Below are 12,864 nucleotides of genomic sequence, written 5' to 3'. Positions count from 1 at the left end.
CGAAAATCTACTGAAGTAAAATAAAACATTAAAATCACCTTAAAATTCATAAGCTTTGCGTTAATAAATGATTTTTAACCAAGCATTAACAACAGATAATCGATTAAATTTTCAATTTGCAACCAATTATAAGTTACCGTTATATAGCTATAAGAAATTCATTATGGAACAACAACAATCAAATGTAGACATTGCGTCTATAAATGCAAAAATTGAGCAGGAAAGCGCCTTTGTAGATATTCTTACCAACGAGATGAACAAGGTAATTGTAGGGCAAAAACACATGGTAGAACGTTTGTTGATTGGACTTTTAGGACAAGGTCACATTCTTTTGGAAGGTGTGCCAGGATTGGCTAAAACATTGGCTATTAACACGCTTGCAAAAGCTGTTCAAGGCAGTTTTAGTAGAATTCAATTTACGCCAGATTTGTTGCCGGCCGATGTTATTGGTACCATGATTTACAACATGAAAGAGAATGATTTCAGTATCAAAAAAGGCCCGATTTTCGCCAATTTTGTATTAACGGATGAAATCAACCGTGCGCCGGCTAAAGTTCAATCTGCGTTGCTGGAAGCTATGCAAGAGAAACAAGTCACGATTGGTGACGAAACTTTCATTTTGGACAAACCATTTTTGGTGATGGCGACTCAAAACCCAGTAGAACAAGAAGGAACTTACCCGCTGCCAGAAGCACAAGTTGACCGTTTTATGTTAAAAACAGTTATAGATTATCCTAAAATTGAAGACGAACAATTAGTAATGCGTGCTAATCTAAATAACAGTTTTGGAAAAGTGAATCCAGTCATTACAACCGAACAAATTTTGCGTGCTCAAAAGTCTGTTCGTGAAGTTTATATGGACGAAAAAATTGAAAAATACATTTTAGATATCATTTTTGCAACGCGTTATCCTGAAAAATACAAGTTGAAAGAAATCAAGCCACTCATCAGTTTTGGTGCGTCTCCTCGTGGTAGTATCAATTTAGCAATTGCCGCCAAATGTTACGCATTTATCAAACGTCGTGGTTATGTAATTCCAGAAGATGTACGCGCTGTGGTTTTTGATGTTTTGAGACACAGAGTAGGAATCACTTACGAAGCTGAAGCCGAAAACATTAAATCTGAAGATCTTATTAGCAAAATCATTAACGAAGTTGAAGTTCCTTAAACCGATTTATTTTAGTTAACCCTATAAATCGAAAATAATTACCCCAGGAAAATTTTAAAATTGATTTTACTGAAAATATTCGGAGAAGTAATATGGATACGAAAGCGCTTCTAAAAAAAGTCAGAAAAATAGAAATCAAGACCCGTAGACTGAGCGACCACGTTTTTGGTGGCGAATATCATTCTACCTTCAAGGGTCGTGGTATGACTTTTAGTGAAGTTCGGCAATACCAATTTGGCGACGATGTCCGTTCTATAGATTGGAATGTTACCGCTAGATACAACGAACCATTTGTGAAAGTTTTTGAAGAAGAACGAGAATTGACCATGATGCTTTTGGTCGATATTTCAGAATCAACCGCTTTTGGAACAAGTTCTACTTTCAAAAAAAATATTATCACAGAAATTGCAGCAACTTTGGCGTTCTCTGCAACTCAAAATAATGATAAAATAGGTTTGATGTTATTTTCAGATCAAATTGAACTTTACATTCCACCGAAAAAAGGACGCACGCATGTGTTGAGGATTATCCGTGAATTGATAGAATTCAAACCAGAAAACAAAACAACCAACTTGAGCAAAGCTTTTAAGTTTTTGATAGATATGATGAAGAAGAAAGCTATTGTTTTTGTAATGTCAGACTTTCTTACGGATGAATATGAACACACTTTAAAAATCTTGGGTAATAAACACGACGTGACTGGCATCAGAATTTATGATGAAAAGGAAACAGAAATGCCAAATCTCGGCATGGTTCAAATGCAAGATGCTGAAACGGGTGAAGCTTTATGGGTAAATACTGGAAGTGCTTCAACTAGAAAGAAATATAAAAATTATTATCACGATCGAGTCAGCTATTTTGAACGCGCATTTAAATTGAGCGGTTCAGGATATTTAAGCTCACGCGTAGATGAAAATTATGTAATCAAACTACTTGGATATTTCAAATCCAGATAATTGAATATGAAAAGCATGAGTACATTTTTAAGGCATAAAACTTTAAATTACAGCAAAACAGTATTTTGTTTGGTGGTTTTGTGTGTCTTCAATTTTCAAGCTTTTGCTCAAGAAGTTACTTTTGAAAGTAGTCGTGATAGCATCAAAATTGGTGAACAAATAGATTATAAGATTGAAGTTTCAAAAGTCAGCACCGGTGATGTGGTCACATTTCCAAAAGATCAAACATTTGTGCCTTTGGAAATGGTGGAAGTTTTGAAAATAGACACAACCAATCTGGAAGCAGAATTTTATAAATTGTCAAAAATTTATAAACTCACGCAATTTGATTCTGGGCGTTACACTATTCCGCCACAAATGGTGAAAATCAATGACAAAGCTTTTTATACTGATAGTCTAAAGATTCAAGTCAATGATGTTGTGGTAGACACGACCAAGCAAAAAATGTATCCTGCAAAACCTGCTATTCCATTCGAAAAACCCTTTCACATTCCGTCAATGGTTTGGTGGGCACTTTTAATTATTCTGATTTTGGCAGGTTTGTTTGTATTATTTTTCAAATTGAAAAAGAAAAAGGACGAAGCCAAACGACGTATTCCACCTTTTGAACAAGCAAAAATATCTCTGCTAGAACTTGATAAGAGTGAAGCTTTGGAAACCAGAGAATTAAAATACTACATCTCTGAATTGACAAATATTTCTAGACGTTATCTTGAAGAAAAAATTGAAGTTAGAGCTTTGGAATTTACCACCAAAGAACTTATTGATGCCTTGAAGTTGAAAAAATCTAAGAGAAAACTACACCTGAAAGACAAAGTTATAACTGAATATGAAGCGATACTTCAGCGAGCAGATTTGGCGAAATTTGCTAACATACAACCAGATGTTATTACATTGAAAAATGATAGGAAAAATGTAGAACGTTTCATTAGGCAAGTACAAAGTTCCATTCCAGAACAAACTCAAGAAGAGCGTAAAAAAGACAAGGCTTTTCAGGAAGAATTAGCACAAAAACGTAAAAAGCAAAAATGGATTATTGCAAGTATTTCAGTTTTAGTTTTGCTTATTGCCGCTGCAACTTCACTTGTTGCAACCAAAGGTTTCGACTATGTTCAAGACAAAATTTTTGGCAACCCCACCAAAGAAATGTTGGAGGGCGAATGGATTACTAGCGCATATGGAGCACCGCCAGTTCAGATAACCACACCCGATGTTTTGGTGAGAACAGAGCTGAATAACAATGCCGACTCGAGTCAAGAAATTGCCTCAATAGAAACATTTGTAGATGGCTCTTTGTATCAAGACTTGTATATTATTTTTAGTCAAATTCAATTCAAACAAAATCGAGAAATAGATTTAGATCTTGCTGTTGAAGGGGTTTATAAAAATCTGGAAAGTAAAGGCGCTTACAATATTATTTCTAAAACAGAAGATTTTAAAACCATCAACGGTGTAGATGGCGTCAAAGTTTTTGGAAGCTTCGCTATTGAAAATCCAATCACCAAAGAAGATATCAAGAAAGAATATCAAATATTAAATTTCAGTGAAGGCGGTTATCAACAGATTACTATAATTCACAAATCTGATGATGAATATGCCAATAAAATTGCACAACGTATTCTTGATGCTGTTGAATTCAAAAAATCTAAAAGATGATGTTGGAAAACTTCACGTTTGAAAACCCAGCTTGGTTTTGGCTCTTGTTATCCATTCCATTGGTGATTTTATGGTATTTTGTCAATAAAAATCGTCAAAATGCGACCTTAAAAATTTCTTCAGTTCAGGGTTTTGAAAAAAGCACATTAGCTAAACTAAGACCCTTGCTTTTTATATTTCGAATGTTGGCTTTGGTGTTTTTAATCATTGCAATGGCAAGACCAAGGACAGTCGATGTAACAACAAAAGTCAAAAAAACAGAAGGAATTGATATTGTTCTGGCAGTAGATGTTTCTGCCAGTATGTTGGCACGAGACCTGAAACCAAATCGTTTGGAAGCCTTGAAAGAAGTTGCAACTAACTTTATAAAAGGTCGACCAAATGACCGCATAGGTCTAGTCGTGTATTCTGGAGAAAGTTATACAAAAACGCCTTTAACAAGCGATAAAACAATTATTTTAAAATCAATAAACGATTTGCAATAATCGCAAACCATACAAGGTGGAACAGCTATTGGCATGGGTTTAGCAACAGCAGTAAACAAGTTGAAAGACAGTAAAGCCAAAAGCAAAGTAATTATATTATTGTCAGACGGAGAAAATAACGCAGGATTTATAGATCCAACCACAGCCACACAATTGGCAACAGAATACGATATCAAAACTTATACAATTGGTGTGGGAAGTAATGGGAAAGCACTTTCTCCAGTCGCTCTTCTGCCAAATGGTCAGTTTGAATTCAGAAGTGTTGATGTGAAAATAGATGAAGAATTGCTTAAAAGCATAGCTGAAAAAACTAAAGGGAAATACTTTAGGGCTACTGATAATGAAAAATTCAAATCTATTTATGAAGAAATAGACAGCTTGGAGAAAACAGAAATCGAAGAGTTCAAATTTTATAATTACGATGAAAAATACAGGTTATTTTTGATAATTGCCGGCGCTATTTTATTGTTAGAATTACTATTGAAATTCACCTTATTTAGAAGTTTTGTGTAATGATAATATTTGAAGAAAAATACTATCTTTGGTTTTTAGCGGTTATTCCAGTATTGGTCGTTATTTTCTTATTTTACATATTTTGGAAGCGTAAAACTCAAAAAAAATTTGCCGATCGTGACTTGTTCAATCTACTAGCACCAAAGCGCTCAGCATTTAAGACAAATTTGAAATTTATCGTTTTATTATTAGCCTTGGCGTGTTTTGTTTTGGCACTTGTTAACCCCAAAATCGGTAACAAGTTAGAAACAATAAAGCGAGAAGGTGTGGATATCGTCTTTGCTTTGGATGTCTCCAAAAGTATGTTAGCAGAAGATATAGCACCCAACAGGTTAGAAAAGTCCAAGCGAATTATTACAGAAATTATAGACAATTTAGCGGCAGACCGCATTGGTTTGATTGGTTATGCGGGCAGTGCATTTCCACAAGTTCCAATTACCACAGATTACGCCAGTACCAAAACATTTTTGCAAAGCATGAACACCGAAATGGTTTCATCTCAAGGAACTGCAATTTCTCAAGCTATAGATATGTCGCGGTCTTACTATAATGATGATGACCAAACCAATAAAGTTTTAGTGATTTTATCTGAAGGTGAAGACCATGATGAGAATGCCACAGATATTGCAGAAATTGCTAATGAAGAAGGCATCAAGATATTTACAATTGGTGTCGGAACAGAAAAAGGCGGGCCAATTCCTATTAAACGAAATGGGATTATTCAATCTTATTTAAAAAACAATCAAGGTGAAACTGTAATTACAAGAAAAGACACACAAACTTTAACCAGAATTGCTGAAATTGGCAACGGACAATATATAGATGGTAGCAGCACTTCAACTGCAGTTGAAAAATTCACCGAAGCCTTACAAAAAATTGAAAAAACAGAATTTGAAGCTAAGCAATATGCAGATTTTGAAAGTAAATTTCAGTGGTTATTAGGCTTTGGTATATTTTTGGTATTACTAGATATTATGTTTTTAGAACGTAAAACAGCTTGGGTACAACGCCTAAATTTATTCAATGAAAGAAAGAACGAAGATGAGAGATAAAGCTATATTTTTTCTAGGTTTTGCTTTGGCTACTCTTAGCCTTAGCGCTCAATCTTCTTCAGAAGAATCTAAAGAAGTGCGACGCTTGTTGGCAGAAGCTCAAGCCAATTCTGACGATTTTTCAGAAGCTGAAGCTCTTTATAGAAAGGCGCAAGCCAAATCTGAAAATGATGCAGAAATTGATTATAATTTTGCAAAACTTTATATGGAAAATGATAAAGTTGAAACTGCTAGACAGCGCTTGGTAGATGCAATAGAGTCTTCAGAAGATAAAGATTTGAAACATAAAAGTTACCATAATTTAGGAAATACTTTTATGGAGGAAAAACAGTATGATAAAGCAGTTGAGGCATACAAAAGTGCATTAAGAAACAATCCTACGGACGAGGAAACCCGTTACAATTTGGCTTATGCCAAGTCGCTTTTAGAAGATCAAAAAAATGATCAAAATGAAGAGGGCGACGAGAATAAAGACGAAAATCAAGATAAAAGCGAAAAAGAGAAAGACGAGAAAGATCAAGATAGTAAAGATCAAGAAGGCGAGGACGAGGAGAAGAAAGATCAAAATAAAGACAATAAAGATCAGCAAGATCAAGACGGTGATCAGGACGAGAAAAAACAAGATGAGCAGAGTGATGATGGTGAAAAAGATCAAGAAGAAAAAGAAAGTCAACAGAATAAAGGCGAAGGCGATGAAGATAAAGAGCAACCTTCTCAGCCACAACAAAAACAAGGACAAATTTCTCCTCAGCAAGTTCAGCGTTTGTTAGAAGCCATAGAAAATCAAGAAAAAGATGTTCAGGAGAAAATCAATGCTCAGAAAGCTAAAGGACAAAAATCTAAAACTGAAAAAGACTGGTAAGCGATGAAATATAAATGTTTACTTTTATTTATACTTTTTAGCTCGGCAAGTTTTGCTCAAGTTAGCTTTACGACTGAAGTTAGTCGGGAGAAAATCGGCATTAATGAAGTGGTCAAAGTACAATTCAAGGTCAATGAAAATGGCGATAATTTTCGACCGCCAAATTTCAGTGGATTCCAAATTGTAGGCGGACCGATGCAGTCTATTAACCAAGCCTACAGGAATGGAAAAAGTTCATTCGAAAAAAGTTATACTTATTCTTTAAAACCTGAAAAAAGAGGAAAACTTACCATAGGTCAAGCAGAAATTACTTTTGATGGTAATGTTTATAAAACCTCACCAGTTGAAATCGAGGTTACAGCTGCTGTTGATAAACCAAATGAAAATGATGCTGGAGCAGCCGCAGCAGATGGCATTCATCTAATTGCCGAAGTCAGTAAATCTAAACCATACCTTAATGAAGGTATTTATGTGGTGTACAAACTTTATGTTAGCCAAACTACAAATGTGAGAAACTGGAGACCTAAAGATGATCCAAAATTTGAAAACTTTTGGAGTCAAAACATCGACATTGACCGTTTGGAAGTAAAAAAAGGCGAGTTTGGAGGCGAACCTTATCAATATGTTGAATTACGAAAAACAGTGCTTTATCCACAAAAAACAGGCGAGCTGAAGATAGAACCACTTTCACTATCAGTTTCTGTTGAAGTTCCTACAAATCGACGTGATTTTTTCGGCAGACGACACTACGATGTGGTTGAAAAAGATTTTTCTGCCAATACCAAAATCATCAATGTTCAGCCTTTGCCAGAGGAAGGTAAACCAGCAGATTTTACGGGCGCAGTTGGCGAATTCAATTTTTCGGTAAATGCCAATAAGAGTGAATTGGATGCCAGAGAATCTTTTGAACTCAAAACCAAAGTTTCTGGAACAGGAAACCTGAAACTATTTCAACTGCCTAAAATTCAAACACCTTCATCATTCGAGGTTTATGATCCAGAACGGCAAGAAAATATTAACACAACTATACGTGGTATGCGTGGAAGCGTAACTGAGAATTACACAATAGTTCCTGAATACAAAGGAGATTTTGTCATAAAGCCAATCACCTTCAGCTATTTCAATCCACGAACAAAATCTTACGAAAAGGCCACATCCTCACCAATAAATATTAAAGTAAATTCTGGACCAGTGCCGCCAAAAGAAACTTCAACTTCAGAAAGTGATGAAAGTCAGGTTGTTCAGAATAAAATAACGTCAAGAAATAATTTCAATTATATCAAACTAAATTCCAATTTGAAACCTATTGAGGATAGTCAGTTTTTCAAATCTACCTGGTATTGGGTGTTATTTCTAATTTCACTTTTAGTTATTCCAGTGATGTTAATTTTGAAACAATTTCAAAGCAGAGAAACAGATGAAACTTTGTTGAAACAGAAAAGAGCCAACAAATTGGCAAAAAAATATTTGACCGAAGCTAAAAAGAATATCGGCGAAAACACTTCCTTTTATGAAGCTTTGGAACGTGCTTTACATAATTTTTTGAAAGCCAAGCTGAAAATTCAAACAGCAGAAATGAGCAAAGACAAAATCAAAGAACTTCTGAAAAACAAATCTGTTAGTTTGGACGCTACTACAAAGTTTTTAAGGATTCTTGAGGATTGTGAAATGGCAAGATATACGCCATCGGCAAGAGAAGATATGAAGTCTGACTATGACAACGCAGCCCAGGTAATTTCAGAAATAGATAAAGAATTATAACGATGAAACAGTTTTTCTACATATTTTTTCTATTGATGAATCTCGGCAGTTTTGCCCAAGGTCAAAATGCATTCGAACTTGCAAACGAAGCCTATGCAGATGAGAATTATGAAAAAGCCATCAACGCTTATCAGGGTATTTTGGAAGAAGGCTTAGTCTCATCAGAATTGTATTACAATCTAGGTAATGCCTATTTTAAAAAACAAGATTTGGCCAATGCAATTTATCATTATGAAAAAGCTTTGCAAATCAATCCTGGCGACTCCGATGTAATTGAAAATTTGAACATTGCCAAAACCCAAACAATAGATAAAATAGAAGAAGTTCCGACTTCCAAAATCGATAAGTTTTTTCAATCTGTCACAGGTTGGTTTAGCTTACAGTCTTGGGCTTGGATTAGTATAGCATTTTCATTAATATTTGGTTTATTTTTGGTTTTATATTTCAAATCTATTTCATCTAAGTCTAAGCGTACTTTTTTTGGAATAAGCTTGCTGAGTTTCATACTTGCAATAGCTAGTTTTAGTTTTGCTAATTTTCAACTTTCAGAAACACAAGATGAAAATTTTGCTATTGTTTTTGAAAATCAAGTTGAGGTTCGTGCCGAACCAAATCCCAAAAGTGAAGTTGATTTTGAGCTAAACAAAGGCACCAAAGTAGAATTGGGATCGAATTTTAGAGACTTTCAACAAGTTATTTTAGCCGATGGAACAAAAGGTTGGCTTAAAAGTAATACTATTAAGAAGTTGTGAAATAGGCTAATTCTTCAATAATATTATTTATTTTTGCATAAAATTTTCTAAAATTGAAGACCAAACTTCTAGTTGTACTGCTTGTTTTTGCCAATCTTATTATCACGCCAACGGCGGTAATGTTGGTCAATCAAGATGCGGACATCAGTTTTGTTTTCAGTATCAATGAAGAGGAAAATTCTGAAAAATCTTCTACAACTTCAGAATATATTTTAGATAAGGATTTGTCTTTGGTTTTTAGAGCTTTAGAGGCTTACGAGGAAATTAAATTACCTTATTTTTTAACTTTTAAAACTGTTCACCAAAAAATCGTTTCTCCGCCTCCGGATGTTAGACCAATAAATTTTGCGTAATTATTTACTTATTTATTGTCTAACAATTTAGGTGCATTTTATAAAATGTATCTATTCATATTTTTTTTATGTTTAAACATCTTAATAAAGACTTACCGGCTAGTATAGTCGTCTTTTTTGTAGCCTTACCTTTATGTTTAGGAATCGCTCTTGCGAGTGGAGCGCCACTTTTTTCAGGATTAATTGCTGGTATTGTTGGCGGAATTGTAGTTGGTTCCATTAGTGGGTCTTCGCTTGGTGTAAGCGGACCAGCAGCGGGATTAGCTGTTATTGTTTTAAGTGCTATAGCCTCATTGGGTTTTGAAGCTTTTCTGGTTGCCGTAATTATTGGCGGTGTAATTCAAATATTATTAGGCTTGATGAAAGCTGGAATTATTGGATATTATTTTCCGTCCTCTGTAATTAAAGGTATGCTTGCCGGAATTGGAATTATTATATTTTTAAAGCAATTTACCGTAGCCTTAGGTCTACCAGATACTTATAAAATTATAGGAGGCAGCATTTCTGAAACTTGGGATAATTTATTTTCTGCTTTTACAGAAATGTCTATTGGATCAATCGTTGTAACTTTAGTCAGTTTAGCAATTTTATTGGTTTGGTCTAATATATTAAAAGATAAACACAAGTTTTTCAACATAGTTCCTGGACCTTTAGTGGCAGTGGTTTTTGGTGTACTTTACTTTGTATTTGTACCAGAAGGTTCAGGTCTAGCTATTCTTGATTCTAATTTGGTTAAAGTTCCTGTTCCACAGAATGCTTCGGACTTAATTAGTCAGCTTACATTTCCTGACTTTTCAGTCATCGGCAATTCAGAAGTTTGGGTTGCAGGAATTACAATAGCTGTCGTAGCAAGTTTAGAAACTTTACTGAGTGTCGAAGCTACAGACAAGCTAGACCCGCGTAAGAGAGTGACACCAACAAATAGAGAACTTTTTGCGCAAGGAAGCGGAAATATTGTTTCTGGTTTAATCGGTGGTTTACCAATAACCCAAGTTATTGTTCGAAGTTCTGCGAACATCCAGTCTGGTGGTAGAACTAAAGCTTCAGCTATAATTCATGCCATTTGGTTGTTGTTAGCGGTGATTTTTATTCCAGTATTATTGAATAAAATTCCACTCGGTGTTTTAGCCGCTGTACTTCTTATTGTAGGTTACAAACTTGCTAAACCTAGCCTTTTTAAATCTATGTTTAAGCTTGGAAAATCACAATTTTTACCATTTGTTATCACTATTATTGGGATTGTAGTTGGCGATCTGTTAATAGGAATAGGTCTTGGATTAGCAGTTGGAATTACTGTAGTTTTAATCAATAGTTACAAAAACTCTCATTTTCTTCACGTCGAAGATTCTGCAGGTGATGGTAAACACATTAAAATGACTTTAGCTGAAGAAGTCACGTTTTTTAATAAAGGTGCGATTATAAAAGAATTGAATGAAATTCCTGAAAATTCTTTTATTGAACTAGATGTTAGACAAACTAAACATTTGGATTACGATATTTTAGAGATATTAGATGAATACGCTATAAAAGCTAAAAATAGAAATATTGATATCAAAATTGTATCTAGAATAGGTACCGTAAAGAATCCTGAGAGTTACAAAGAATTCTTTACTGTTGACAATAAATTAATTAATGAAATATAATATGAAAATCGAAAAAATAATAAGTAAAAAAGAGCAGCAAAATTTATCCCCAGATGAAGTTTTAAAAGATTTAATTTCTGGAAACGAAAGATTTGTTGAAGAGAAAATCAATGATAAAGACCATAAATCTTTAGTGGAAAGCGCAACTGGAGGTCAAAATCCAAAAGCGGTTGTTTTGTCTTGTGTAGATAGTCGAGTTCCTGTTGAAACAGTTTTTGATCAAACCATCGGTGATATTTTCGTGGCACGAGTCGCAGGAAACTTTGAAAATACTGATATTTTAGGTAGTATGGAATATGCTTGTAAAGTTGCTGGGAGCAAGTTGGTATTTGTACTCGGTCACGAAAGTTGTGGCGCTGTTAGTGCGGCTTGTGATAATGTAGAACTTGGTAATATTACATCTATGTTGAGTAACATCAAACCAGCAGTAGATGCAGTTGAAATCTCAGGTGAAAGAAATTCTTCGAACAAAGATTTTGTAAAAGCTGTTGTTGAAAAAAACGTGAAACTCACCATGGATAGAGTTCGAGAAAAAAGTCCAATTCTAAAAGATTTGGAGATCAACGGTGATATCAAAATCGTTGGTGGCGTGTATTCTCTGAAAACTGGAGAAGTCAACATGTTATAGAAAACATCTTTTTATCAATACATTGAAAACCTGGCAAATTTGTCAGGTTTTTTTATTCTGTATCAGAATTTAAAATGTTATCATCTTCTAGATTATTTTCAATAAATGTCTCCAGAGATGGTAAAATTAAAGGCGTAATCTCGGCCATCGTACTACAAATCAAAGACGATTCAATTTTTTGATTATCTATAAAACGATTATTTCCATTGAAGAAACTAAAAATCATCAATAATACAATGATGATTAATCCAGTTTTTAAGACTCCAAAAATGCCACCCAAAATTCTATTGATAGTTCCTAGAGCAATGGTATTAATTATCTTTGTCAATATTTTTCCAATGATGGACACTCCGATTAAGATAATGACAAAAGTCGCTAAAAACCCAGCAATTTCAATTGTATTCTCATTCCAGTCAAACCATTTTTCAAAATAAGATTCTGCGAAGTAAGCATAATTTAATGCACCAAAAATACCAGCGAATAAAGCGATAATGCTAGTTAACTCAATGATGAAACCTCTTTGAAAGCCTCTAACCAAACCGATGATAAGAAAAATACCAAGGACAATATCTATTACATTCATGACGCCAAATATACTAAAATCGGCTAAAGAAATTAACTTTGCAAAACTATGAGAGACGAAGTATTAAAATCACGTTGGGAAGACTTACAAACTAAGTTGTCTAATCAATTTGCAGACGGCGAATTAATGGATTTAGATGCCATTATTTATTTGGTTGGTGTTCAGGAATTGGGACAACCACAAAAAAAATTCAAAAAGGACGATAAGGTCAATTTGATGCATATAGCTATTTGCAGATTATTAGAACCCTATGGTTTTTATGAATTCGATTTTGTTGACGAAGATGGCTGGCCACATTACGAAAATATCTCCAAACTTCCTGCACTTCGGCCTGGTGAACAGTCTGTCTTGATGAAAGAAGCTATTGTTCAATATTTCCTAGAGCGAGAATATATAGAGTAAAAGTTTGACTGAAATTACTTCATAACAAATATTTATTTAGTGTTTAAAAT

The 12,864-nt window shown here is 34.3% G+C and carries 12 protein-coding genes and 1 pseudogene; 12 read left to right on the top strand and 1 reads right to left on the bottom strand.

The features are described 5' to 3' along the window. The first annotated feature begins 163 nt into the window (after positions 1-163). From EIG86_RS09045 to EIG86_RS08995, 11 genes and pseudogenes are all read left to right on the top strand, one after another. Positions 164-1,168 carry an AAA family ATPase gene (locus tag EIG86_RS09045; protein ID WP_127845849.1) on the top strand — a complete coding sequence of 335 codons (1,005 nt, stop codon included), beginning with the start codon at positions 164-166 and terminating at the stop codon, positions 1,166-1,168. Positions 1,169-1,260: 92 nt separating this feature from the next. Further along, entirely contained in the window at positions 1,261-2,124 is an 864-nt protein-coding gene (locus tag EIG86_RS09040; protein WP_127845848.1) for a DUF58 domain-containing protein, read from the top strand. Between the two features lie 15 nt (positions 2,125-2,139). Next, positions 2,140-3,780, top strand: a complete 1,641-nt coding sequence (locus tag EIG86_RS09035; RefSeq protein WP_127845847.1) for a BatD family protein — start codon at positions 2,140-2,142, stop codon at positions 3,778-3,780. Further along, a pseudogene (locus EIG86_RS09030) lies at positions 3,780-4,778 on the top strand (vWA domain-containing protein). Before EIG86_RS09035 ends, EIG86_RS09030 begins: the two are co-directional and overlap by 1 nt. After that, on the top strand, positions 4,778-5,830 hold the full coding sequence (locus EIG86_RS09025) for a vWA domain-containing protein (protein ID WP_127845846.1): 1,053 nt from the start codon (positions 4,778-4,780) through the stop codon (positions 5,828-5,830). Before EIG86_RS09030 ends, EIG86_RS09025 begins: the two are co-directional and overlap by 1 nt. Further along, entirely contained in the window at positions 5,802-6,692 is an 891-nt protein-coding gene (locus EIG86_RS09020) for a tetratricopeptide repeat protein (protein ID WP_240032197.1), read from the top strand. Before EIG86_RS09025 ends, EIG86_RS09020 begins: the two co-directional genes overlap by 29 nt. 3 nt (positions 6,693-6,695) lie before the next feature. Continuing rightward, complete coding sequence (locus tag EIG86_RS09015; RefSeq protein ID WP_127845845.1) at positions 6,696-8,453, top strand: BatD family protein; 1,758 nt, start codon at positions 6,696-6,698, stop codon at positions 8,451-8,453. 2 nt (positions 8,454-8,455) lie between these two features. Then, positions 8,456-9,205 carry a tetratricopeptide repeat protein gene (locus EIG86_RS09010; RefSeq protein ID WP_127845844.1) on the top strand — a complete coding sequence of 250 codons (750 nt, stop codon included), beginning with the start codon at positions 8,456-8,458 and terminating at the stop codon, positions 9,203-9,205. Between the two features lie 53 nt (positions 9,206-9,258). After that, positions 9,259-9,558: a hypothetical protein gene (locus EIG86_RS09005; RefSeq protein WP_127845843.1), complete on the top strand. Its 300-nt coding sequence runs from the start codon at positions 9,259-9,261 to the stop codon at positions 9,556-9,558. Positions 9,559-9,626: 68 nt separating this feature from the next. Further along, the gene (locus tag EIG86_RS09000; RefSeq protein WP_127845842.1) at positions 9,627-11,201 is read left to right on the top strand and encodes a SulP family inorganic anion transporter; all 1,575 of its coding nucleotides are present in this window, start codon (positions 9,627-9,629) and stop codon (positions 11,199-11,201) included. 1 nt (position 11,202) lies between these two features. Then, complete coding sequence (locus tag EIG86_RS08995; protein ID WP_127846100.1) at positions 11,203-11,829, top strand: carbonic anhydrase family protein; 627 nt, start codon at positions 11,203-11,205, stop codon at positions 11,827-11,829. A 52-nt stretch (positions 11,830-11,881) separates the two neighbouring features. Here EIG86_RS08995 and EIG86_RS08990 read toward each other — a convergent pair whose 3' ends face one another. Then, positions 11,882-12,412 (bottom strand): CvpA family protein, encoded by a 531-nt coding sequence (locus EIG86_RS08990; RefSeq protein WP_127845841.1) that lies wholly within the window; start codon positions 12,410-12,412, stop codon positions 11,882-11,884. A gap of 48 nt (positions 12,413-12,460) precedes the next feature. Here EIG86_RS08990 and EIG86_RS08985 point away from each other — a divergent pair, with 48 nt between their 5' ends. Then, positions 12,461-12,814, top strand: a complete 354-nt coding sequence (locus EIG86_RS08985; protein ID WP_127845840.1) for a hypothetical protein — start codon at positions 12,461-12,463, stop codon at positions 12,812-12,814. Positions 12,815-12,864: the final 50 nt, after the last annotated feature.

The organism is Psychroflexus aestuariivivens (assembly GCF_004010055.1).
Lineage (GTDB): Bacteria > Bacteroidota > Bacteroidia > Flavobacteriales > Flavobacteriaceae > Psychroflexus > Psychroflexus aestuariivivens.
This window is presented reverse-complemented; position numbering and strand designations above follow the sequence as displayed.